This is a genomic window from Streptomyces bicolor (genome assembly GCF_000719285.1).
Taxonomy (GTDB): domain Bacteria; phylum Actinomycetota; class Actinomycetes; order Streptomycetales; family Streptomycetaceae; genus Streptomyces; species Streptomyces bicolor.
Window position 1 is genome coordinate 261850 of sequence record NZ_JOFS01000002.1, and the last position, 23713, is coordinate 285562.

General features: G+C 69.7%; 22 protein-coding genes. 8 read left to right on the top strand and 14 right to left on the bottom strand.

Annotated features, from left to right (window positions below; all coding sequences use genetic code 11):
- The first annotated feature begins 43 nt into the window (after window positions 1–43).
- Window positions 44–1630 carry a beta-N-acetylhexosaminidase gene (locus tag IF78_RS0103370; RefSeq protein WP_031478544.1) on the top strand — a complete coding sequence of 529 codons (1587 nt, stop codon included), beginning with the start codon at window positions 44–46 and terminating at the stop codon, window positions 1628–1630.
- Between the two features lie 75 nt (window positions 1631–1705).
- Here the strand turns inward: IF78_RS0103370 and IF78_RS0103375 are convergent, their stop codons facing one another.
- The 6 genes from IF78_RS0103375 to IF78_RS0103400 all read right to left on the bottom strand — a co-directional run bounded on the left by IF78_RS0103375 (window position 1706) and on the right by IF78_RS0103400 (window position 8792).
- Entirely contained in the window at window positions 1706–3478 is a 1773-nt protein-coding gene (locus tag IF78_RS0103375; RefSeq protein WP_031478546.1) for an IucA/IucC family protein, read from the bottom strand.
- On the bottom strand, window positions 3475–4017 hold the full coding sequence (locus IF78_RS0103380; protein ID WP_031478547.1) for a GNAT family N-acetyltransferase: 543 nt from the start codon (window positions 4015–4017) through the stop codon (window positions 3475–3477). Before IF78_RS0103380 ends, IF78_RS0103375 begins: the two co-directional genes overlap by 4 nt.
- A complete protein-coding gene (locus tag IF78_RS0103385; protein WP_031478548.1) occupies window positions 4014–5291 on the bottom strand; it encodes a lysine N(6)-hydroxylase/L-ornithine N(5)-oxygenase family protein in 1278 nt (425 codons plus the stop codon). Before IF78_RS0103385 ends, IF78_RS0103380 begins: the two co-directional genes overlap by 4 nt.
- Window positions 5275–6717 carry a lysine decarboxylase DesA gene (desA, locus tag IF78_RS0103390; RefSeq protein ID WP_031478549.1) on the bottom strand — a complete coding sequence of 481 codons (1443 nt, stop codon included), beginning with the start codon at window positions 6715–6717 and terminating at the stop codon, window positions 5275–5277. The genes IF78_RS0103385 and desA overlap by 17 nt, the downstream gene beginning before the upstream one ends.
- A gap of 108 nt (window positions 6718–6825) precedes the next feature.
- Window positions 6826–7635, bottom strand: coding sequence for a siderophore-interacting protein (locus tag IF78_RS0103395; protein WP_031478550.1), 810 nt, complete (start codon window positions 7633–7635; stop codon window positions 6826–6828).
- Window positions 7636–7745: 110 nt separating this feature from the next.
- Entirely contained in the window at window positions 7746–8792 is a 1047-nt protein-coding gene (locus IF78_RS0103400) for an ABC transporter substrate-binding protein (protein WP_031478552.1), read from the bottom strand.
- 358 nt (window positions 8793–9150) lie between these two features.
- Here IF78_RS0103400 and IF78_RS0103405 point away from each other — a divergent pair, with 358 nt between their 5' ends.
- Window positions 9151–9339, top strand: coding sequence for a hypothetical protein (locus tag IF78_RS0103405; RefSeq protein WP_158751254.1), 189 nt, complete (start codon window positions 9151–9153; stop codon window positions 9337–9339).
- Window positions 9340–9618: 279 nt separating this feature from the next.
- On the top strand, window positions 9619–9792 hold the full coding sequence (locus tag IF78_RS49095) for a hypothetical protein (protein WP_244889787.1): 174 nt from the start codon (window positions 9619–9621) through the stop codon (window positions 9790–9792).
- A 314-nt stretch (window positions 9793–10106) separates the two neighbouring features.
- On the opposite strand, the gene IF78_RS0103415 is transcribed toward IF78_RS49095, so the two are convergent.
- The 4 genes from IF78_RS0103415 to IF78_RS0103430 are packed head-to-tail and all read right to left on the bottom strand — an operon-like array spanning window position 10107 to window position 15789.
- Complete coding sequence (locus IF78_RS0103415; protein WP_031478556.1) at window positions 10107–11267, bottom strand: acyl-CoA dehydrogenase family protein; 1161 nt, start codon at window positions 11265–11267, stop codon at window positions 10107–10109.
- Window positions 11268–11273: 6 nt separating this feature from the next.
- Window positions 11274–12221: a hydroxymethylglutaryl-CoA lyase gene (locus IF78_RS0103420; RefSeq protein WP_031478557.1), complete on the bottom strand. Its 948-nt coding sequence runs from the start codon at window positions 12219–12221 to the stop codon at window positions 11274–11276.
- The gene (locus IF78_RS0103425; protein WP_031478559.1) at window positions 12218–14161 is read right to left on the bottom strand and encodes an acetyl/propionyl/methylcrotonyl-CoA carboxylase subunit alpha; all 1944 of its coding nucleotides are present in this window, start codon (window positions 14159–14161) and stop codon (window positions 12218–12220) included. The genes IF78_RS0103420 and IF78_RS0103425 overlap by 4 nt, the downstream gene beginning before the upstream one ends.
- A gap of 11 nt (window positions 14162–14172) precedes the next feature.
- Window positions 14173–15789, bottom strand: coding sequence for a carboxyl transferase domain-containing protein (locus tag IF78_RS0103430; protein WP_031478561.1), 1617 nt, complete (start codon window positions 15787–15789; stop codon window positions 14173–14175).
- 95 nt (window positions 15790–15884) lie between these two features.
- Between IF78_RS0103430 and IF78_RS0103435 the strand changes: the two genes are divergently transcribed.
- The 5 genes from IF78_RS0103435 to IF78_RS0103450 all read left to right on the top strand — a co-directional run bounded on the left by IF78_RS0103435 (window position 15885) and on the right by IF78_RS0103450 (window position 19177).
- The gene (locus IF78_RS0103435) at window positions 15885–16478 is read left to right on the top strand and encodes an SACE_7040 family transcriptional regulator (RefSeq protein WP_031478563.1); all 594 of its coding nucleotides are present in this window, start codon (window positions 15885–15887) and stop codon (window positions 16476–16478) included.
- 51 nt (window positions 16479–16529) lie between these two features.
- The gene (locus IF78_RS50615; protein WP_324617259.1) at window positions 16530–16847 is read left to right on the top strand and encodes a hypothetical protein; all 318 of its coding nucleotides are present in this window, start codon (window positions 16530–16532) and stop codon (window positions 16845–16847) included.
- Entirely contained in the window at window positions 16844–17005 is a 162-nt protein-coding gene (locus IF78_RS50620; RefSeq protein WP_324617260.1) for a hypothetical protein, read from the top strand. Before IF78_RS50615 ends, IF78_RS50620 begins: the two co-directional genes overlap by 4 nt.
- Before the next feature lie 101 nt (window positions 17006–17106).
- Entirely contained in the window at window positions 17107–18264 is a 1158-nt protein-coding gene (locus tag IF78_RS0103445; protein ID WP_031478564.1) for an acyl-CoA dehydrogenase family protein, read from the top strand.
- Window positions 18265–18310: 46 nt separating this feature from the next.
- Window positions 18311–19177, top strand: a complete 867-nt coding sequence (locus tag IF78_RS0103450; RefSeq protein ID WP_031478565.1) for an acyl-CoA thioesterase — start codon at window positions 18311–18313, stop codon at window positions 19175–19177.
- A gap of 61 nt (window positions 19178–19238) precedes the next feature.
- On the opposite strand, the gene IF78_RS0103455 is transcribed toward IF78_RS0103450, so the two are convergent.
- From IF78_RS0103455 to IF78_RS0103470, 4 genes are all read right to left on the bottom strand, one after another.
- Window positions 19239–19904 (bottom strand): DedA family protein, encoded by a 666-nt coding sequence (locus tag IF78_RS0103455; RefSeq protein ID WP_031478567.1) that lies wholly within the window; start codon window positions 19902–19904, stop codon window positions 19239–19241.
- Between the two features lie 57 nt (window positions 19905–19961).
- Window positions 19962–21080 (bottom strand): acyltransferase family protein, encoded by a 1119-nt coding sequence (locus IF78_RS0103460; RefSeq protein ID WP_037639541.1) that lies wholly within the window; start codon window positions 21078–21080, stop codon window positions 19962–19964.
- Between the two features lie 58 nt (window positions 21081–21138).
- On the bottom strand, window positions 21139–21930 hold the full coding sequence (locus IF78_RS0103465; RefSeq protein ID WP_031478570.1) for a phosphatase: 792 nt from the start codon (window positions 21928–21930) through the stop codon (window positions 21139–21141).
- 102 nt (window positions 21931–22032) lie between these two features.
- Window positions 22033–23535 carry a helix-turn-helix domain-containing protein gene (locus IF78_RS0103470; protein WP_031478572.1) on the bottom strand — a complete coding sequence of 501 codons (1503 nt, stop codon included), beginning with the start codon at window positions 23533–23535 and terminating at the stop codon, window positions 22033–22035.
- Window positions 23536–23713 lie beyond the last annotated feature (178 nt).

Here is a 23713-nt window from a genome sequence, read left to right on the forward strand (position 1 = left end):
CTCAACGGCTCATGGAAGGGACACGCTTGTGAGAGCTCGCCGTGTGAGACAGCACCACAGAACGCTGCGCCTTCTCGGTTCCCTGCTGCTGGTCGCGATGGGTGTCTCCGTGACAGGAGCCGCTCCCGCGCAGGCGGCCTCGCCCACCCCGCTCGACCGCGTGGTCCCCGCGCCCGCGTCGGTCGCCCCGAGCGGATCCCCCTACCGGATCACCCCCGACACGCGCATCCGTGTCGACGACTCCCGTGAGGCCCGCCGCACGGGCGAGTACCTCGCGACCGTCCTCCGCCCCTCCACCGGCTACCGCCTCCCCGTCACCGCCCACGGCGCCGGAGGCATCCGACTCCGCCTCGCCGAGGGCCCCTTCGGCGCCGAGGGCTACCGCCTCGACAGCGGCCGCAAGGGCGTCACCATCACCGCCGCCAAGCCCGCCGGCCTCTTCCACGGAGTGCAGACCCTGCGCCAGCTGCTCCCGCCGGCCGTCGAGAAGGACTCCGTCCAGCCCGGCCCCTGGCTGGTCGCGGGCGGCACGATCCAGGACACCCCGCGCTACGGCTGGCGCGGCGCGATGCTCGACGTCTCCCGGCACTTCTTCACCGTCGACCAGGTCAAGCGGTACATCGACCAGCTCGCCCTCTACAAGATCAACAAGCTGCATCTGCACCTCAGCGACGACCAGGGCTGGCGCATCGCCATCGACTCCTGGCCACGCCTCGCGACCTACGGCGGCTCCACCCAGGTCGGCGGCGGCCCCGGCGGCCACTACACCAAGGCCGACTACAAGGAGATCGTCCGCTATGCCGCCTCCCGCTATCTGGAGGTCGTCCCCGAGATCGACATGCCCGGCCACACCAACGCGGCGCTGGCGTCCTACGCCGAGCTGAACTGCGACGGGGTGGCGCCGCCGCTCTACACCGGCACGGACGTCGGCTTCAGCTCGCTGTGCGTCGGCAAGGAGATCACGTACGACTTCGTGGACGACGTGATCCGGGAGCTGGCCGCGCTCACGCCGGGCAGGTACCTCCACATCGGCGGTGACGAGGCGCACTCCACCAGCCACGCGGACTACGTGAAGTTCATGGACCGGGTGCAGCCGATCGTCGCCGAGTACGGCAAGACCGTGATCGGCTGGCACCAGCTCACCGGGGCGAACCCCTCGCGGGGGGCTCTGGCGCAGTACTGGGGGCTGGACGGTACGAGTGCGGAGGAGAAGGCGCAGGTCGCTGCGGCGGCGCGGGGCGGGACCGGGATCATTCTCTCGCCCGCCGACCGGATCTACCTCGACATGAAGTACACCGCCGACACTCCGCTGGGGCTGGACTGGGCGGGGCTGGTGGAGGTGAAGCGGTCGTACGACTGGGATCCGGGCACCTACCTTCCGGGGGCGCCCGCTTCGGCGATCCGGGGTGTCGAGGCGCCGCTGTGGACGGAGACGATCGCCAAGTCCGCCGACATCGAGTACATGGCCTTCCCGAGGCTCGCGGGTGCCGCGGAGCTGGGCTGGTCGCCGGCTTCCACGCATGAGTGGGAGGCTTACAAGGTGCGGCTTGCGGCGCAGGGGCCTCGGTGGGAGGCGCTGGGGATCGGGTACTACCGGTCGCCGCAGGTTCCCTGGCAGACGGCTGAGTAAGAGGAGCCGACGGGAAAAGGCTGACGGGCACCTCGGAGGACCGTACTCCGAGGTGCCCGCCCGTCTTCGGGGGCCTTACAGCCCTGCGATGGGGTTCTTCAGGTTGCCGACCAGTTGCAGTGCGCCCGCCGGGTCCGCGAGGTCCACCATCTGCTTGTTGTTGCGCAGCTGGAGCCGGTTGAGGCAGGACAGTGCGAACTCGGGCGCGAACATGTCGTACTGCTTGAACTTGTCGGCGAGTTCCGGCACCGAGTGCTGGTAGTCCCGGGTGACCTCGGCGACCGTGCGCCAGAAGTCGTCCTCCTCCAGGATCCCCTCGGACGCGAGGTTCGCGGCGAGGAAGCGGAAGAAGCAGTCGAAGACGTCCGTGAAGATGGACAGGAGCTTCTTCTCCTCCGGCACCTCCACGCGCAGCCGCTCGACCGTGGGCGGCAGCACCGCGTCCACGTCCATGACGGCGATCTCCTCGGCGATGTCCTTGTAGATCGCGCGCTGGACCACGCCGTCCTTCAGCGCCAGGATGACGTTCTCGCCGTGCGGCATGAACACCAGGTCGTAGGCGTAGAAGCTGTGCAGGAGCGGGGTGAAGTAGGCCTTCAGGTAGCGGCGCAGCCACTCCGTCGGCGTCAGCCCCGACTGCTCGATCAGCGCGCCCGCGAAGGAGGCGCCCTCGTGGTCGACGTGGACGAGGGAGGCCATGGTGGCCAGCGACTCGCCGTCCTGGAGGGACGCGACCGGGCTCTCCCGCCACAGGGCCGCCAGCATCTTGCGGTACGGCGAATAGCGGTCGGTCGCCTTCTCGTACTCCAGGTGCCGGTAGCCGACGGCGGCCCGCTCGCGGATGATCGACAGGCCGGTCGACTTCAGCACCGGGTCGCCCTCGATGAGCTGGGCGAGCCAGTCGTTGATGGCGGGCGTGGCCTCCATGTAGGCGGCCGACAGTCCGCGCATGAAGCCCATGTTGAGGACGGACAGGGCCGTCTTCACGTAGTGCTTCTCGGGGCTGGACTGGTTGAAGAAGGTCCGGATGGACTGCTGGGCCAGGTACTCGTCGTCGCCCTCGCCGAGGCAGACCAGGTGCTTCTGCGCCACCTCGGCGGCGAAGGTCACGGTCAGCTTGTTCCACCACTGCCAGGGGTGGACGGGGATGAGGAGGTAGTCGGCGGGGTCGAGGTCCTGGTCGCGCAGGACGGTGTGGAAGCGCTCGACGGTGTCCTCGCCCAGTTCCTGCCGTACGAAGGTCTCGTACTCGATGCCGACACCGGCCGTGAACGCGGCGCGCGAGCGGTGGGCCGCGAGCCAGACCAGCCGGACCGGGCTGGCGGTCTCGGGGGCGTACGACAGGTACTCGTGGATGCCGAAGCCGAGCCGCCCGTTGTTGGCGACGAAGCACGGGTGGCCCTCGGTCATGCCGGTCTCGATGGCCTGGAAGCCGGACTTCACCAGCGCGGCGACCGGGATCTGCGGCTTGGTGAGCTTGTAGCAGGTGCCGGAGAGGGTGGAGGAGATCTCCTCCAGGTAGACCGGCAGCACCTCGTCGCTCAGACCCAGGGACTTCTGCAGCTCGATGAAGAAGTCCAGGGCGGCGAGCGGGAGTTCGGCGCCGTCGCGGGTGCGGGTGATCGAGTCGGCGTTGACCTGCCAGTGGTCGAGGGCGCGGAGCACCGCGGTGAAGGTGTAGCGGGTCAGGCCGTCGTCGCTGCGGACGACGTAGGTGCCGTCGCCGGTGGCCTCCGGCGTGATGAGGCGCTCGTGGGCGAACTCGGCGAGCGCCTTGCGGATCAGGAGGCGGTTGGCCCGCGCCCAGCGGTGGGGGGACAGATGCGCTACGGCGTCGGACAGGGTCATACGGCTACTCCTATGGCGGCCACGAACTGCTCACGCGTGCAGAAGCTGAGCAGCGCCTTCTTCTCCGGCTTCTCGATCTCGCGCTCGGGCACGAACCCGACGGCTTCGTTGAGGGCGTGGACGGCCTTGTTGGAGACGTCCGGCTCCACGACGACGCGCCGCACCGCCGGGTCCTCGAAGAGGTGCGCCATGACGGCGGTGATGACGGACCGGGTGAAGCCGTGGACGGGCCTGTCGGTCGCGGGGGTGAGGAAGTGCATGCCGACGTCGCCCGGCTGAGGCTCGTACAGGCCGACCAGTTCCCGGTAGGCCGGGTCGTACTTCTCCATCAGGAAGGCGGGTTCGCCGTGCTCGTCGAGACCCAGCAGCGCGTGGTGGTGTTCGTCGGCCGCGATCTCCATGTAGGCGCGCTCGACGTCCTCCAGTTTCGCGTCCTGCATCATCCAGAAGGCGGCCTTGGGGTGGGTGACCCAGGCGTGGAGCAGCTCGGCGTCCTTCAGGGGGTCGAGGGGGCGGAACGTGAAGGTACCGGTGCTCATACGGCGAACTCCTGGAACGCGATGGTCTTCTCGACCGGGTAGTACTCGGTGCCGAGCAGCTCACGGATGATGTAGCTGTTGCGGTACGCGCCCATGCCCAGGTCGGGGCTGGTGATGCTGTGGGTGTGGACACCGGCGTTCTGCAGGAAGACGCCGCGGCCCGTGACGTCGATCGTGTAGTTGCGGGCGACGTCGAAGTTGCCCTGGGAGTCGCGGACCAGGCGGTCGCGGATCGGTGCCAGGAACTCGGGCTCGGCGTAGTGGTAGCCGGTGGCCAGGACCAGGCCCTGGGTGTCGATCTCGTAGTCCTTCTCCTGCTCCTCCTGGCGGAAGGACAGCGTGTACGTGCCGTTCTCGTAACGGGCGCCGCTGAGAGAGGAGTTGGTGAGCAGACGCGTGGGCACCGGCCCGCCGAGGTTCTTCTGGTAGAGCAGGTCGAAGATCTCGTTGACGAGGTCGCCGTCGATGCCCTTGAACAGGCCCTTCTGCTGGGCCGTGAGCCGGTAGCGGGTGGCCTCGGGCAGCGCGCGGAAGTAGTCGATGTACTCCGGCGAGGTCATCTCCAGCGTGAGCTTGGTGTACTCCAGCGGGAAGAAGCGCGGGGAACGGGTCACCCAGTTCAGCCGGTAGCCGTGGACGTCGATCTCGCTGAGGAGGTCGTAGTAGATCTCGGCGGCGGACTGGCCGGAGCCGACGATCGTGATCGACTCCTTCTTCTGCAGCTCCGCCTTGTTCTGCATGTAGCGGGAGTTGTGGAAGAGGTCGCCGCCCAGACCGCGCACCGCCTCCGGGTAGTGCGGGGAGGTGCCGGTGCCGAGGACGAGGTGCCGGGCGCGGAAGACCTCGCCGGCCTCGGTGCGTACGACGTACAGGCCGTCCTCGTACGTCACCTCCGTCACCGTCGTGCTGAAGCGGACGCTGCTCAGCCTGTTCGCGGCCCAGCGGCAGTAGTCGTCGTACTCGACCCGCAGCGGGTAGAAGTTCTCGCGGATGTAGAACGAGTACAGCCGGCCCTTCTCCTTCAGGTAGTTCAGGAAGGAGTACGGCGAGGTCGGGTCGGCGAGCGTGACCAGGTCCGACATGAACGGGGTCTGGAGGTGGGCGCCGTCCAGGAACATGCCCGCGTGCCACTCGAAGTCCGGCTTCGACTCCAGGAACACGCCGTCGAGCTCGTCGATCGGCTCCGTCAGGCAGGCGAGGCCGAGGTTGAACGGGCCGAGCCCGATCCCCACGAAGTCATGGGTTCTGGTCGGGTTTTCAGGACGCGCGGTCAAGGGACTCTCCCAGGTACTGCTCGGCGTGGCCGGCGATCAGGTCGAGGACGGCGGCGATGTCATCGGCCGTCGTCTCGGGGTTGAGCAAGGTGAACTTCAGGTAGTGGCGGCCCTGGACCTTCGTGCCCGCGACCACCGCGTCGCCGGAGGCGAACAGAGCCTTGCGGGCGTAGAGGTTGGCGCGGTCGATCTCGGCGGGATCGGTGACGGCGGCCGGGATGTAACGGAAGACGAGGGTGGAGAGCGTGGGCTCCACGACCACGTCGAAGCGGGGGTCGGCGGCCAGCAGGTTCCAGCCCTCCACGGCCAGGTCGCAGACCTCGTCGAAGAGCTGCCCGATGCCGTCGGCGCCCATCACGCGCAGGGTCACCCACAGCTTGAGGGCGTCGAAGCGGCGGGTGGTCTGGAGGGACTTGTCGACCTGGTTGGGGATGCGCTCCTGCACCATGCGCTTCGGGTTGAGGTACTCGGCGTGATAGGTCGCGTGCCGCAGCGTCGAGGCGTCCCGGACCAGCACGGCCGACGAACTCACCGGCTGGAAGAAGGACTTGTGGTAGTCGACGGTGACCGAGTCGGCACGCTCGATGCCGTCGATGCGGTCCCGGTACTTCACGGAGGCGAGCAGGCCGCAGCCGTAGGCGGCGTCGACGTGCATCCAGGTGCCGAACTGCTCGCACAGCTCGGCGATCTCCGGCAGCGGGTCGATGGAGCCGAAGTCGGTGGTGCCGGCGGTGGCGACGACGGCCATCGGGATCAGACCGTCGTTCTTGCAGCGCTCGAGCTCGTGGGCGAGGGCGACGGTCTGCATGCGCTTGTCGTGGTCGACGGGGATGGACACGACCGCGTCCTGACCCAGCCCGAGCAGTTTCGCCGACTTCTTCACGCTGAAGTGGCTGACCTCGGAGGCGAAGATGCGCAGTTTGGCGAACGAGTCGGTCTTGGCCTCCTCACGGGCGAGGAGAAGCGCCTGGAGGTTGGACTGCGTGCCACCCGAGGTGAACACCCCGTCGGCGTTCTCGCCGAGGCCTATTCGGGCCGTCGTCCAGTCGATGAGCTTGCGCTCGATCAGGGTGCCGCCGGCCGACTGGTCCCAGGTGTCCAGGGAGGAGTTGACGGCGGAGAGGATCGCCTCGCCGAGCACGGCCGGGATGACGACCGGGCAGTTGAGGTGCGCGAGGTAGCGGGGGTGGTGGAAGTAGATCGCGTCCCGGAGGTAGACGTCCTCCAGCTCGTCGAGCACCGCGGCGGTGTCGAGCAGCGGCTTGTCGAGGTCGATCGCGTCGATGGTGGGGGCGAGGGCGTCGACCGTGACGCCGGTGAACGGACGGTCGGTGGCGGCGAGTTTGGCGGCCACCCGCTCGATACCTTCGGTCACGGAGCGGCGGTACTGCTCCGCGGTCGTGTCATTGAGCAGGTGCGAGCGCATGGGGAGTGTCCTCCGATGGGGAGCATCAACTTAGGTTAGCCTAGCCTAAGTAACTTGGAATGAGGGCAGCCTCGACCGTGACCGTGATCACTTCGGTCCCAGCGGTGACTACTCGGCTGCGCGCAGCTGTTCCTCGGTCATGCCGTGCCGCCAGTAGCCGACGAACGTCACCCGGCGCCGGTCGATCCCGCGTTCGCCGACGAAGTGCCGGCGCAGCGCCTTCACGCAGCCGGACTCACCGGCGATCCAGACGTACGGGCGTTCGGCGGCCGGGAGTTGGGCGGTACGAACGGCGTCGAGGCCGTCTTCCCGGACCAGCCAGGTGATCTCGGCGTCCGCCTCGGTTGCCAGGTCCTGGATGGTCCCGGCGTCGTGCACCTCCAGCCATACACGGGCACGGGTTCCGGCGGGCAGGGACTCGAGGATGGCGGAGACGGCGGGTACGGCGGTCTCGTCGCCCCAGATCACCACCAGGTCGGTGTCCTCGGCCGGCCGGAAGCGGATCGCCCGGTTGTCGGCGATCGCCGGGCCGAGCAGCAGGACGCGGTCACCGGCGGCGGCCCGAGAGGCCCAGTCGGAGGCGGGGCCGGCCGGGGTGTGCAGGACGAAGTCGATGTCGATCTCGTCGGGGTTCCGGCGCAGCGAGCGGAGCGTGTACGACCGCATCACGGCCCGTACGTCATCCGGGAGTTCCCGCCATCCCTGCCACCAGCCGTCACCGAGCTCGAGGGGAACCTGCGGCTCGGTCTGACCGGGGTGTGGCAGGAAGAGCGAGAGGCTCTGGTCACGCCCGTCGGAGAAGAAGTACTGCAGGTCCTCGCCGGAGAAGGTGACCCGGACCGTGGACGGCCCGAGCCGCTCGGTCCGTACAACTTGCAGGGAGAAGAAGCGGAACGGGGCGGCCACGGCCGTAGTCATGCGGGTAACTCCTGAATCGACGTCAGGTATGCCTACCTCAGGGGCGCGGGGAACTGCGCGACCAGCCACAACGGCCCCGCAGTCGCCCCACAACCTCAAGTGGCCCTTGATCAGGCGACCTTCTTGGCCTTCTCGATGGCCTCGGCAAGGCTGGTCAGCAGCGGCGTGCACTTGTCGTACGACGGAATCGGCTCGGGCGAACGCGCGATGACCTGCCCCGCCTTCACCGCGGGCAGCTTCTTCCAGGTCGCCTCGGTGATGTCGGCCGGCTGGATCGTCGAGGAACGGTCGTCCATCATGATGACGTCGGCCGGGTACTTGTCGACGTTCTCCCAGCTCAGCGACTCGAACCAGCCGCCGCCCTCCTTCTTGGCGCTCTCCGGCGGCTCGACGAAGTTCACGCCGAGGGCCTTGAAGTACTCAAGGTCGATGGAGAGGTTGGTGCCGGAGACGTAGAAGATGTCCTGGCTGGCGGAACCGGCCATCACCTTGATCTCGGGGCGCGCCTTGGCGGCCTTGCGCAGGCGCTCGGCGGCCGCCTCGAAGTCCTTCTTGGACTGGGCGACCTTGTCGGCCTTCATGTCCGCGCCGAGGGACTCGGCCAGCTCCCAGACCCGCTCCAGCGGCTGGGTCAGCTGACGGTCGTAGACGGAGATCGCGACGCTCGGGGCGAGCTTGGCGATTTTGTCCTTGGACGCCTCGGGGACGTACCAGAGGGTGCCGGCGCTGTCGAAGGTCGTGGAGATGAGGACCTCGGGGGCGAACGCGGCGTACTTCTCGACGTTGAACTGGTCCCAGACGTTGCCGAAGACCGTCAGCTTGCTGACGTCCATGTCGCCGGCCTGGACGTCGGCCTTGCCGTCCTGCGTCATGGTCGGGCCGAACACGCCCTTGACCTCGATGCCGTAGTCGTACAGCGCGGCCGCGACACCGACGAAGGCGACGATCTTCGTCGGGACCTTGTCGAGCTTCACGGTGGTGCCGCGGTCGTCCTTGAACGTCCAGGGGCCGGACTTGGCAGCGGTCGTGGCCTCGCTGGAGCCACCGCTTTTCGCGTCCTCGTCCCCGCAGGCCGCGAGGACGGCTCCGAGGCCGAGGGCACCGCCGGCGGCGAGGATGCCGCGGCGGGAGAGGTGGGTGGCTCTGGCGTTGGGCATGGCTACGCTGCTTTCGAACAGGGCGGATCACCCGCCGGACAATTCGAAGGTAGGTTAGCCTAACCTGAGCTGATGTCCAGGGCGGGGGGCCTGTGATCGAAACCTGTGGGGCGGCTGTGCGTTGCGCTGGTGGGGTTGCTGAAGATAACTCCCTTGCATTTGGCGCTTGTTGAGGTCCAAGGGCGCCCTGTGGCAGCGTCCAGTCGCCGAGCCGGAGTTCGCCGCGCGGTAGAGGGTGGCGGCCCGTGGCCCCTCGGGGGTGCCCACGACATGTGTGGCAGCCTTGCCGGACACGTCGGGGGGCCCGCTTGCTGCCGATGCGGGCCTCAATCCCTATAGGTAAGCCACGGGAGACATGATGAACGCCGAGCTGGGGGAGCCGAAGCGTGAGTACGTCGGCTTTATTCAGATCGTTGGGCAACCGGAAATTCAATTGCGGCTGATGGCTTCGTCGTTGAGCGAAGCCCGAGCAATCGTCATCGAGCAGTATGGCGAGGGGCACGTGATCTCGATATGGAACGAAGAAGACGCCAGACGCCCCAGGTAGACGCACCTCGAGTCCTTCGAGGTTCTCTCGACGGCGCGACTGAACGGCTCGGCTTCCTGGCGCACGAAGGCCTGCGCGTGGGGCCGCCGGCCTGGAGGTTCATGCTGGTGGATAACAGGGGCAGCGGTGCCTGATTGGTCGGCGCTTTTTGCGGAAATGGAAACGGCTAAGCGCAGGTTGGCAGTGAGTGATCGAGACGGGCTCTGGCGTCATGAGCCCCGTCGACCTCCAGCCGCCCCTGAGCGGATCGCAGAGATTGCTACGGTGACGCACTGTCCTGTGGACCTTGAGTATGCCGACTTCCTACTCCACGCGGATGGCTGGCCAGCCATCTTGCAGGACATCGACCAGTTGGGGACAGCAGACTTCGGTACTGCCGCTTACGTGGAGGCCGAGGACTTCTTTCGCGGGATGATCGCCGAGAACCACGCGGAGGCGGACTCGCTGGCGTGAACCCGCCAGGGGACGCGCGCTGACCTGAGCGGTAACTGCAAACTTGAAGCCCCGTCAGGCATGTCCTGACGGGGCTTCAGCGTGGGGTAACGGCAGCAATTGACGGGCTGCTCCTGGTGCGCGGCATCGTCGAAGCCCGCTGCGTAGCCAGTACGCGGAGGACCTCGCGAGAAGCTCGGGGGAGAACAGACATGCTTCCTGCTGTTCGAGCCCCGCTCGGGCCAGGCATTGGAGATTGGCCGTGGGCTCCCCGAGCTTCTCGAAGCGAATTCATCGAGGATCCGGACCTCGGGGACTCGGAGCGATGGCGGAGCTCAGCCCACCAGTCCCAGCTCCCGAGCGATCAGCATCCGCTGCACCTCGCTCGTGCCCTCCCCGATCTCCAGGATCTTGGAGTCCCGCCACATGCGGGCGACCGGGTACTCGTTCATGAAGCCGTAGCCGCCGTGGATCTGTGTCGCGTCGCGGGCGTTGTCCACCGCGATCGTCGACGAGTACAGCTTCGCCAGCGCCGCCTCCTTCTTGAAGGGCTCCCCGGCCACCAGGCGGGAGGCCGCGTCGCGCCAGGCGAGGCGGGCCGTGTGGGCCTTCATCTCCATGTCGGCGATCTTGAACTGGATGGCCTGGTTGGCGCCGATGGGGCGGCCGAAGGCGTGGCGTTCCTTGGCGTACTTCACCGACTCGTCGACGCAGCCCTGCGCCAGACCCGTCGCCAGCGCCGCGATGGCGATGCGGCCCTCGTCCAGGATGCGCAGGAACTGGGCGTAGCCGCGGCCCTCTTCGCCGAGGAGGTTGGCCGCCGGGACCCGGACGTCGGCGAAGGACAGCTCGCGGGTGTCGGAGGCGTTCCAGCCGACCTTGGAGTACGGGGCGGCGACCGTGAAGCCCGGGGTGCCGGACGGGACGATGATGGACGAGATGTGCGGCTTGCCGTCCGGCTTGCGGCCGGTGACCGCCGTGACCGTGACCAGGCCCGTGATGTCCGTACCCGAGTTGGTGATGAAGCACTTGGTTCCGTTGATCACCCACTCGCCGGTGTCCGGGTCGAGGCGGGCCGTCGTGCGCGTCGCGCCCGCGTCCGAGCCGCCGTCGGGTTCGGTCAGCCCGAACGCGCCCAGGATCTCGCCGGAGCACAGGCGGGGGAGCCACTCCTGCTTCTGGGCCTCCGTGCCGAAGAGATGGATCGGCATCGCGCCCAGCGAGACGCCCGCTTCGAGGGTGATGGCGACCGAGGAGTCCACCCGGGCCAGCTCCTCGAGGGCCACGCCCAGCGCCAGATAGTCGCCGCCCATACCGCCGTACTCCTCCGGGAACGGCAGCCCGAACAGGCCCATGCGGCCCATCTCGCGGACGATCTCGTAGGGGAACTCGTGGTGCTCGTAGTACTCGCCGATCTTGGGCGCTACGACGTCGTGCGCGAACGCCTCCACCGTACGGCGGAGTTCTTCGAGTTCGGGGGAGAGTCGGTGGTCCATCGCGGGTCACTGCTCCTTGTGGGACAGGGCTCGTACGGTGCGGGACGGGCTGGGTCGGCCCAGTTGTTCGGCCATCCACGCGCTCGTGGCGACGAGGCGGTCGAGGTGGACTCCGGTGTCGATGCCGAGACCCCGCAGCATCCACACGAGGTCTTCGGTGGCGAGGTTGCCGGTGGCGGACTTGGCGTACGGGCAGCCGCCGAGGCCGCCGGCGGAGGCGTCGACGGTGGTGACGCCGTGTTCCAGGGCGGCGTAGGTGTTGGCGAGCGCCTGGCCGTAGGTGTCGTGGAAGTGGACGCCGAGCACGTCCGTGGGGATCCGTGCCTCGTTCAGGGCTCTCAGGAGCTCGCTCACGTGCCCCGGCGTCGCCACCCCGATCGTGTCGCCCAGGCTCAGTTCGTCGCAGCCCATGTCCAGCAGCGCCCCGCAGACCCGCACCACCTGCGGGACCGGGACCGCGCCCTCCCACGGGTCGCCGAAGCACATGGAGAGGTAGCCGCGGACATGGACGTCGGACGCCTTCGCCCGGGCCACGACCGGCTCGAACATCGCCAGCGCCTCGTCGACCGTGCGGTTGAGGTTGGCCTCGGCGAAGGACTCGGTGGCGCTGGCGAACACGGCGACGCGCCGGGCGCCGAGGGCGAGCGCGCGGTCCAGTCCGCGGTCGTTGGGCACCAGGACCGGGAGTGCCACCGGGAGGTCGCCGATGAGCGGGAACAGCTGCTCGGCGTCCGCGAGTTGGGGCACCCACTTGGGGTGGACGAAGCTGGTGGCCTCGATCGTCGTCAGTCCCGCGTCGGCGAGGCGGCGGACGAACTCCGCCTTGACCTCCGTAGGGACCGTGCCCTTCTCGTTCTGCAGGCCGTCGCGTGCGCCGACCTCGTGGATGCGGACGCGGTCGGGCAGGCCCGGCGCCGGCGCGACCATGGGGAGGCCGAGTTCGGGAGTGCTCATTCCGCCACCTCCTCGTGGGGTGCGATCACCGCGAGCACCTGGTCCATGGCGACCGTCGTGCCCGGCGTGACCTCCAGCTCGGCGACCGTGCCGGCGTGCGGGGCGGAGATGACATGCTCCATCTTCATCGCCTCCACGACCAGCAGGCTCTGGCCCGCGGTCACTTCGTCCCCGACGGCGACCTTCACCACCGTCACCGTCCCCGGCATGGGCGCGGTGAGCGAGTCGGCGCCCGCGTGGGCGGCTCCGGTGAGCGAGGCGGCCACCGGGTCGTGGTCGCGCACGTGCCAGGTGTCGCCGTCGCGGCCCAGCCAGGTGCCGTCCGGCAGGGCGGCGCGGTGGAAGGTGTGGCGGACGCCGTCGAGGGTGACGGTCACACGGTCGTCGCTGACGGTGTGGGTTCCGCGCGGGACGTACTCCACGGGGTCGGTGATGCGCAGCGGGAAGCCGACGGGCCTGGGCTCGCCGCCCAGCCGCCACCCGCTCGGCACGGAGAACGGATCGGTCCACCCGTCACCACGGGGCCGCAGAGCTTCCAGGCGCACGGCCGCCGCGGCCTCGTACACCTCGTCCGGTACGTCGGTGGAGACGAGGTCGTCCACCACGCGCTCGACCAGCCCCGTGTCCAACTCGCCCGCCACGACCGCCGGATGTGCGAGCAGCCGCCGCAGGAACCCGGCGTTGGTCTGCACGCCCAGCGTGACCGTCTCCGCGAGCGCCGCCCGGAGCTTGCGGAGCGCGGTGGCGCGGTCGGGGCCGTACGCGATCACCTTGGAGAGCATCGGGTCGTACAGGCTGCCGACCTCGGTGCCCTCGCTGAGCCCGGAGTCGGTGCGGATGCCGTCGCCCTGGGGTTCGTGCAGCTTGAGCACCGTGCCGCCCGAGGGGAGGAACCCGCGGGACGGGTCTTCGGCGCAGATGCGGGCCTCGACGGCGTGCCCGGTCAGCCGGATCTCGTCCTGCGTGAATCCGAGTCGCTCGCCCGCGGCCACCCTGAGCTGCCACTCCACCAGGTCCAGCCCCGTGATCAGTTCGGTGACCGGGTGCTCCACCTGGAGGCGGGTGTTCATCTCCATGAAGTAGTACGACGACGGGTCGCCGCCCGGCACGATGAACTCCACCGTGCCCGCGCCCCGGTACCCGCAGGAGCGGGCCGCCTGCACGGCCGCCTCGCCCATCGCCGCGCGCGTGGACTCGTCGAGGAGCACACTCGGCGCCTCCTCGATGATCTTCTGGTGGCGGCGCTGGAGGGAGCACTCGCGCTCGCCGAGATGGACCACGTCGCCGTGACCGTCGGCCAGGACCTGGATCTCGATGTGCCGGGGGCGGTCGATCCACCGCTCGACGAGGAGCGTGTCGTCGCCGAAGGAGGCCCGGGCCTCGCGGCGGGCGGCGGCGATCTCGTCGGCGAGCTTCTCGGTGTCCCGCACCAGCCGCATGCCCTTGCCGCCCCCGCCGGCCGACGGCTTCAGCAGCACCGGCATGCCGATCTCGCGGGCGGCGTCGGCGAGTTGGGCATCGGTGAGCCCGGTGCCCGACGATCCGGGGACCACCGGCACCCCGGCTTCCCGCACCGTCTCCTTGGCGCGGATCTTGTCGCCCATCAGGGCGATGGACTCGGCCGTCGGCCCGATGAACACGAGCCCCGCCTCGGCGCACGCGCGCGCGAAGGCGGCGTTCTCCGCGAGGAAGCCGTATCCGGGATGGACGGCCTGCGCGCCGGTGCGGGCGGCCGCCTCCAGCAGCCGCTCCACCGACAGATAGCTCTCGGCGGCCGGGGCCGGACCGATCCGGACTGCGGTGTCGGCCTCCCCGACGTGCCGCGCATCGGCGTCCGCGTCGGAGAAGACGGCCACGGAGCGCACGCCCATCGACCGCAGCGTCCGGATCACGCGCACGGCGATCTCGCCCCGGTTGGCCACGAGCACGGTGTCAAACATGGGTCCCCTCCTCACATCCGGAAGACGCCGAACTGGGGCTCACCCAGGGGCGCGTTGGCACAGGCGGTCAGGGCGAGGCCCAGCACCTGACGGGTCTCCAGGGGGTCGATGACCCCGTCGTCCCACAGGCGGGCCGTCGCGTAGTAGGCGTTCCCCTGGCGCTCGTACTGCTCCCGGATCGGCGCCTTGAATGCGTCCTCCTCCTCGGCCGGCCAGGCCTCCCCGCGCGCCTCCAACTGGTCGCGCTTGACCGTCGCGAGGACCGAGGCGGCCTGCTCGCCGCCCATGACCGAGATCTTGGCGTTCGGCCACATCCACAGGAAGCGGGGGGAGTAGGCCCGGCCGCACATCGAGTAGTTGCCCGCGCCGTACGACCCGCCGACGACCACGGTGAGCTTCGGGACCCTCGTACAGGCGACCGCCGTGACCATCTTGGCGCCGTGCTTGGCGATGCCGCCCGCCTCGTAGTCCTTGCCGACCATGAACCCGGAGATGTTCTGCAGGAAGACCAGCGGGATGCCGCGCTGGTCGCACAGCTCGATGAAGTGGGCGCCCTTCTGGGCGGACTCGGAGAAGAGGATGCCGTTGTTGGCGACGATCCCCACCGGGTGGCCGTGGATGCGGGCGAAGCCGGTGACCAGGGTCTGCCCGAACTCCGCCTTGAACTCGGCGAAACGGGAACCGTCGACCACGCGCGCGATGATCTCGCGCACGTCATAAGGGGTGCGGGAGTCGACCGGTACGGCGCCGTAGAGCCCGTACGGGTCCACCTTCGGCTCGACCGAGGGCTCCACGGACCAGGGCAGCGGCCCGCGCGCGGGGAGCGTGGCGACGATGTTCCGCACGATGCGCAGGGCGTGGGCGTCGTCCTCGGCGAGGTGGTCGGTGACGCCGGAGATCCTGGAGTGCACCTCGCCGCCGCCCAGCTCCTCGGCAGTGACGACCTCGCCGGTGGCCGCCTTCACCAGGGGCGGCCCGCCCAGGAAGATGGTCCCCTGGTTCCGGACGATGACGGCCTCGTCGCTCATGGCCGGGACGTAGGCGCCACCGGCGGTGCACGAGCCGAGCACGGCCGCGATCTGCGGGATACCGGCGCCCGACATCCGGGCCTGGTTGTAGAAGATCCGCCCGAAGTGCTCCCGGTCCGGGAACACCTCGTCCTGCATGGGCAGGAAGGCCCCACCGGAGTCCACGAGGTAGAGGCACGGCAGCCGGTTCTCCAGGGCCACCTCCTGCGCGCGCAGGTGCTTCTTCACGGTCATCGGGTAGTACGTCCCACCCTTGACCGTGGCGTCGTTCGCGACGATCACGCACTCGCGCCCGCCGACCCGCCCGATCCCGGCGATGACACCGGCGGCCGGGGCCTGGCCGTCGTACATGCCGTCGGCGGCGAGGGGAGCGAGCTCCAGGAAGGGGGAGCCGGGGTCGAGGAGGGTGTCCACCCGGTCCCTGGGCAGCAGCTTGCCGCGCGCGGTGTGCCGGGCGCGTGCCTTCTCACCGCCGCCGAGCCGGGCTGCCGCCAGCTTGGCGCGCAGCTCCTCCCCGAGCGCCCGATGGGCCTCCTCGTTGGCCCGCCAGGCTTCCGACGCGGGATCTGCCGCGCTGTGAAGCTCCGGTGCCTCGTGCATCCTGCGGTCCCCTCACCCAGTGGTCGACTGTTAATGAGCGTTAACCATTTCCTTCAGGTTAACGACCGCTAACCTCCCTGTCTAGAATTGCTTTCATGGCCACCAGAACCGACGCCCCCACCCGCCGCGAACAGATCCTCAGGGAGGCCGCGCGGCTCTTCGCCGAGCGCGGCTTCCACGGCGTCGGTGTCGACGAGATAGGCGCCGCCGTGGGCATCAGCGGCCCCGGTCTCTACCGGCACTTCGCCGGCAAGGACGCGATGCTCGCCGAGCTGCTGGTCGGCATCAGTGGTCAGCTCCTGACGGGCGCCAAGCGGCGCCTCGCGGAGGCCGACGGGGTGCCGGCCGAGGCGCTCCTCGACTCCCTCATCGAGGGCCACATCGACTTCGCCCTCGACGACCGCCCCCTCATCACCCTGCACGACCGAGAGCTGGACCGCCTCCGCGACAGCGACCGCAAGCTCGTACGGCAGCTGCAGCGGCAGTACGTCGAGCTGTGGGTGGAGGTGGTGCGCGAGGTGTACCCGGAGCTGACGGAGCCGACGGCCCGCTCGGCGGTGCACTCGGTGTTCGGCCTCCTGAACTCGACCCCGCACCTGGGGCGGCCGGGGTCACTGCCTGGGCGGGGGGTGACGGCGGAGTTGCTGCATCGGATGGCTCGGGGGGCGTTCGGGGCGGCGGGGGGCTGAGCTGCGGCGACGACGCCGCCTTGGGGGCCTCCGGCTCACTACTGTGGGGCCGTGGGCATGGACTACGCGAGGATGCGCGTGATCGCCGAGCAGCTCTGGGCCTACGTCGAGCAGCTCGAAGGGGCCTGGAGCGTCGAGATCGGGCCGTCCGGTCTGGTGCTGGCCATGACGTGCCGACCGTTGCGCCGCGAGAGCACGCGTCGTCTTGTTCGCGAGCAGCTCGACCAGCAGGTCGCCGTCACTCATCCGGGGTACATCTGCGCAACCGGTCCCGAGATCGAGCACCCGGCGATCGGTCGCATGCGCTTGCCCGACGCGGTCGTCATCCCCGAGGCGGTCCTCGATGAGGAAGGCCTCGCCACTACATGATCGTCGACCCGCGCACCGGCACGATCGAAGTCCACTCCGATCCGTGCTGCGGGCGCTACGCCCGCAAGGACCCCTACATCTACGGCGACGAGGTGCCGTTCGGCTCCTGGACGGTCACGACGTCCGAGTTCCACCGGTACGGCAGGCTCGGGGAGTGACGAGCGTTACGGACCTTGACCCCTGGACGGCCGTTGATACTCGCCGGTACGGTTGAATGAGCAAGCGCTTAGACATGCCGACGTAAGTGGAGGTGGCGGCGGTGCGCCGTACGGTGTTCAACGAGGATCACGAGGCGTTCCGGGAGACCATCCGCGCCTTCATCGAGGCCGAGGTCGTTCCGGTCTACGACGAGTGGTTCGCGGCCGGCCAGGCGCCGCGCGACTTCTACTACAAGCTCGCCGAGCTCGGCGTCTTCGGCATCCGCGTCGATGAGGAGTACGGCGGCGCCGGCATCGACTCGTACAAGTTCGAAGCCGTCATGTACGAGGAGACCGCGCGCGCGGGCGTCCAGTTCGGCGGCTCCGGCGTGCACGTGCTGCTCGGCCTGCCGTACATCAAGATGCTCGCCACCGACGAGCAGAAGAAGCGGTTCCTGCCGAAGTTCGTCTCCGGTGAGGAGATGTGGGCGCTGGCGATGACCGAGCCGGGCACCGGCTCCGACCTCGCGGGCATGAAGACCACCGCCAAGCTGAGCGAGGACGGCACGCACTACGTCCTCAACGGCGCCAAGACCTTCATCACCGGTGGCGTGCACGCCGACCGCGTGATCGTCTGTGCCCGCACCGACGCGCCCAGCGCCGAGGACCGCCGCCACGGCATCTCCCTGTTCGCCGTGGACACCAAGTCCGAGGGCTACTCCGTCGGCCGCAAGCTCGACAAGCTCGGTCTGAAGACCTCCGACACCGCCGAGCTGGCGTTCGTCGACGTGAAGGTCCCGGTCGAGGACCTCCTCGGCGAGGAGAACAAGGGCTTCTACTACCTCGGCCACAACCTGGCCTCCGAGCGCTGGGGCATCGCCTACGGCGCCTACGCGCAGGCCAAGGCCGCCGTGCGGTTCGCCAAGCAGTACGTCCAGGAGCGCACCGTCTTCGGCAAGCCGGTCGCCCACTTCCAGAACACCAAGTTCGAGCTGGCCGCCTGCCAGGCCGAGGTCGACGCGGCCGAGGCCGTCGCCGACCGCGCGCTGGAAGCCCTGGACGCCGGTGAGCTGACGCCCGCCGAGGCCGCCTCCGCGAAGCTCTTCTGCACCGAGGTCGCGCACCGCGTGATCGACCGCTGCCTCCAGCTGCACGGCGGCTACGGGTTCATGAACGAGTACCCGATCGCCCGTCTGTACGCGGACAACCGCGTCAACCGCATCTACGGCGGCACCAGCGAGATCATGAAGTCGATCATCGCGAAGGACATGGGCCTGTAGGCGGTCTGTACGACTCCTGCAATTTCCTGCCAGTAGAAAAGGTGCCATGAACGAGGCACTACAGGGTCTCCTCGATCTGCTCGACCTGGAGCAGATCGAGGAGAACATCTTCCGCGGCCAGTCCCGCTCCGCCGTGGTCCCGCGGGTCTTCGGCGGTCAGGTCGCGGCCCAGGCGCTTGTCGCCGCCGGCCGCACGGTCCCGGCGGACCGGCCCGCCCACTCCCTCCACGCGTACTTCCTGCGCATGGGGGACCCGGGCGCGCCCATCGTCTACAACGTCGACCGCATGCGCGACGGCCGCTCCTTCACCACCCGCCGGGTGGTCGCCGTCCAGCACGGCAAGCCGATCTTCGCGCTGTCGGCGTCCTTCCAGAGGTACGAGGAGGGCCTGGACCACCAGGCCCCGATGCCGCCCTCGCCCGACCCGGCGACGCTCCCCACCTCCGAGGAGCGGCTGCGCGGCTACGACCACCTCGACCCCGCGGTCGTCGAGCGGTTCCTGGAGGCACGCCAGGCGGTCGACCTGCGTTACGTCGACGAGCCGCCGTACGGAAAGTTCGGCGAGCCGCGCGAACCGCACTCCCAGGTCTGGTTCCGCACCAACGGCAAGCTGGCCGACGACCCGCTGCTGCACGTCGTACTCGCGACCTACGTATCCGACATGACCCTGCTCGACTCGGTCCTGCTCGCGCACGGGCGTGGCGGCTGGGCCGTCGGGGACGTGGTCGGCGCCTCGCTGGACCATGCGATGTGGTTCCACCGCCCGTTCCGTGCGGACGAGTGGCTGCTGTACGACCAGGAATCGCCGTCGGCGTACGCGGGGCGGGGGCTGGGGCAGGCCCGGATCTACACGCAGGACGGGCGGCTCGCGGTGTCGGTGATCCAGGAGGGCGTCGTCCGCGTTCCGCGGTGACCGCTCACCCCCTCGTTTCACGCCTCCGTATCCGCTGCCGACGCACCCGCCCTACTGCCGCTCACCGCACCGCGCGCGAACGTCTGCGCTGCCCGCGCCCCGACCGCAGCAGCCGTACCGCGAGGAATGCGAGGACGGCCACGCCCACGATCACCAGGATCGCCTTGGAGTAGAGGCTGACCAGGTCGGTGACCTCGTGCCAGCGTGCGCCCAGGGCGTAGCCACCCGCGATGAACGCGGTGTTCCAGATCAGGCTGCCCGCCGCGGTGAGGGTGAGGAACACGGGGAGCCGCATGCGCTCGACGCCGGCCGGTATCGAGATCAGGCTGCGGAACACGGGCACGAAGCGGCCGAAGAACACGGCCTTGGTGCCGTGCCGGAGGAACCATGCCTCGGTCCGCTCCACGTCGGCGGCCTTCACCAGCGGCAGCCGCGCGGCCATCCCGATCAGCCGGTCCCGGCCGAGGAGCGCGCCGAGCAGATACAGGGCCAGTGCGCCCGCCACCGAGCCCGCCGTCGTCCAGGCGACGGCCGCGAAGACGTCCATCCGCCCCTGGCTCGCCGTGAACCCCGCCAGCGGCAGGATCACCTCGCTCGGCAGCGGCGGAAACAGGTTCTCCAGGGCGATGGCGAGTCCGGCGCCGGGCCCACCCAGCTTCTCCATCAGGTCGGCGGCCCAGCCGGCGACGCCGCCGACGGGTGCGCCGGACACTGCAGCAAAGATCATACGTGCCACTTTACGAAGTCTTGACCTAAGGGCGGCGTGAGGAGACGCCCCGGCCGGTCACCCCCGGCTCGCGTTCCGCAACCGCGCGAAGGACGTGTCCAGGACCCTCTTCATCAGCCGTGCCGCCGGGCGCTCGACGTAGCGGTGGATCAGCCAGCTCAGCACCAGGAAGGCGGCGATCACGACCATGACCAGCAGGCGGGGGTCCATGGTGTCGCGCAGGCGGTTGATCAGGGTCGTGCCGGCGAGGTAGTGCGTCAGATAGAGCGGATACGTCAGGGCTCCCGCGGTGACCAGCCACTTCCAGCGGATCCGGTCCGTGCAGCCCAGCGCCACGGCGACCATGAGCAGCAGGAAAGCGGTGAAGATCAGCGCGCTGCCCCGCCAGCCGGAGACGTGCTCGACGGCGTCGATTCGGCGCCCCAGCTCCATCTGCCCCATCAGCCAGGACATGGCCAGCATGCCCCACAGGAGCAGGTCCTGACCGAACCGGTACATGAGGTATTGCACCAGGCCGGCGATGAAGTACCAGGCCGCGACCGGGTTGACGACCAGGATCAGCAGGCGGAGCTCGGAGATCGGCGCGAGCATCGCGGCGGCGCCCCACACGCAGCAGAACACGACGACCCTGCGGTAGGTGAGCCCCATGGCGACGACCACCAGGAAGAGGAGAGAGAACCGCAGTTCCGTCCACAGGGTCCAGTAGACGCCGTCGACGTGTGGCGAGGCCGAGCCGGACTGGAGCATCGTGAGGTTGAGCAGTATCTCGCGCGCTCTCAGGCGTTCCCACACCCCGGGCAGGGCCACGATGACGGCCGTGGTGAACGCGATGGCGAACCAGTACGCCGGATAGAGCCGGATGACCCGTGAGACGAAGAACTGCCGTGGGGTACGGCCCCAGCACGACATGCAGATCACGAAGCCGCTGATGACGAAGAAGATCTCGACGCCGATCCAGCCGTAGGTGGCGAAGCGGAACACCGTGGGCATGATCTCGGACACCGGACGGTCCCAGACCGGGTTGCCCGGCTGGTCGAGCCGGTCGGTGCCCGCGTAGTGGTGCACGGCCACCAGCAGGGCGGCGAGCAGGCGGATGCCGTCGATGACGTACAGGCGGCGCCCCTCCCGGGCCGGAGGGACCGCGTGTCTGCGCGTCAGATGTGGGCCGAGGCTCAACCTCCATGAAGAAATCCCACAGGGTTCGCCGAGATTTCAACAAGGTCGAGTACAACCCCTACTCGACCAGGCCGGCCTCACCCAGCAGGTAGGCCGTCATCGGGTCGTAGAAACGCGGGCTGATCACATGGTCGTCGAGCGGGACCACCACCTGCACGGTCCCCTCCGACTCCGCGAGGAACAGCGCCGGGTCGTTGCAGTCCGCGTACCCGACGGAGTCCACCCCGTGCTGACCGGCGTATCCCGCCCAGCCGTGGTCGGCCACCACCAGGTCCGGCAGCGGACGACCCGAGCGCTCGAGCCCGGTCAGGATGGCCTTCATCGGCTCGCCGGAGTGGGTGTGCCAGAGGGTGGCACCGTGCTCCAGGACCGCGACGTCCGCGAACTGCATGACGTAGCCCTCGTCCGTCTGGAGGCCCTCCGGGATGACGACGATCTCGCAGCCCGCCGTGCGCAGGGCGGCGGCCGTCGCGCGGTGGACGTCCAGCAGGCCGCCCGGGTGGCCGGTCGCGAACAGCACCCGCTGCCCGCCGTCCGCCGCCTTGCGCAGCCGGGCCGCCATCCGCTCCAGCGCGGCCACCGTCAGCTCGGGGTCGATGGTGTCCTGGCCGTGGCGGTACTCCGGGTCGTCGTTCACGCCGACGCGCTCGGCCATCACCGCGAGTACGTCCTGCTCGTCGGTCCAGCGGTCACCGAGCTCCAGGCCGAGCCAGTAGTGGCGGTCGCCGTTCGCCAGCTTGCGGTAGTGGGAGAGGTTGTTCTCGCGGGGAGTGGCGACGTCGCCCGCGATACGGGTTCTGACGAGGTGGTCGACGAGCTCGGCGCGGCTGGGTGTCCCGGGTATCGGCATGGGTCCCATTGTGAGGCAGACAACTGTGGGGACGCCCCGAGTCCGGTGCGCGTGCGACGTGGGTCACTGTGCAGATCACGGCGCGGTGTTGCGCCTCGCCGGTCACCGCTCGATGTGCCGCAGGGCGAACCACAACTCCATGCGTACGTCCGGGTCGTCCAGGTCGGTGCCGAGGAGCGCCGCGCAACGGGCGATCCGTTGGCGGACGGTGTTGCGGTGCACGGACAGGGCCACCGCCGTGCGGTCCCAACTGCCGTGCAGGGAGAGCCAGGTGCGCAGGGTCTCGGTGAGGGGCGGGGTGAGCGGCTCGAGGAGCGCGCGGGCGTGGGCCTGCGCCTCGTCGGGGGAGAGCAGGTCGGTGAGGGCGGGGCGGCGGGTGCCGTGCCGGAACAAGGGCGTGCGGGTGGCCCTCGCCCGGGACAGGGCCCGGGCCGCCTGGGTGTCGGCCGCCGGCCAGTCCGGCGCGGACGCGGGGGCGCTCACGCCGAGGGTCCAGCCGGGCTGCGGGGACGGTTCACGGTCCGCCGGGACGAGGACGCGTACGACGTCCCGCGCCAGGTCGACCAGCGGGGAGCCGAGCGCCGCGCCCAGCGCCGAGGCCGCCACGGGGTCGCAGGGCCGGCTGTCGGGGCTGGCGTGGACCACGAGCCAGCCGCCCTCGCCCAGGAGCGGGGCAACCGCCTGCGGCTCGGCGCCCAGCAGCAGCCGTACGAGCGCCGAGGAGCGGGCCGCTCCCGAGCCGCTCTGGTGCTCGCCGGTGAGGAGGGAGAGGAGCACGGCGGCGACCGAGGCGATGGTGTGGTCGCCGGGGTCGCGGTGCGGGGCGGCGACGCCGAGGACGAAGCCCTGCCCGGCGCCGAGGGCGTAGGCGGCGAGGTGGATGCCGGCGGCGGTGTCGGTGGCGGAGGTCGGCGTCCCCGGCCCCGAGGGACGTACGACCTCCGCGAGTCCGGCCAGCGCTCCCCTCACCGTCGCCTCCGGATCCGGGCCCGCCGCCTCATCCTGCGCTCCCTCCGGCTCCCGCCCCGCCGCCGCCACCTCGGCCCCCTCCGGCCCGTACAGCACGGCCCACCCCCCGACCCGCTGCGCCAGTTGCCGCAGCACCGCGCGTACCGGATCCGGGCGCGAGGCGGCCGCCGCCAGGCTCTGCTGGGCCTCCGTCACGCGGCGCAGTTCGGCGTGGCGGGCCTGGGCCATCAGCTGCCAGACCGCGCGGGCCACGCCGGAGAAGGTCGTCCGGGGCGGGACCTCCAGGAGCGGGAGCCCGTAGGCGTCACACGCCTCCACCAGGGCGCGCGGCACCGTGTCGTGGACGGGAGCGAGCCCGAAGCCGAGCGCCGCGCCGCCCGCCGCGACGATCCGCGACACGTAGTCGTCGAAGTAGGTCCCCGAACCCGCCGCCTCCGGAACATGCACCCCGGCCGTCAGCAGCAGCTCGCCGCCCAGCAGATACGGATACGGGTCGGCCATCTCGGATGTGTGCGCCCAGTGGATCACCGTGTCCGCGTCCGGCGGCCCCGCGATCTGGCGCAGGGCCAGGTCCTCGCGGGCCAGGAGGGCCGAGAGGGGGACCGGTGGGGTGGGGGGAACGGCGGGTTCCGGCATGGGATGTTTCCTCCACTGGTGCAACCACGGATGGATGAAACGTACACTTCGCAGTCGCTTTCCGGCCACCTACTGTCGTTCCAGACCGGCAGCCGCGGGTACGGGCGGATGTCCCCGCGAGCCGCTGCCGACCGTCCCCACCCCCCATCTGCACGACACGCCACCGGGATGTTCGCGA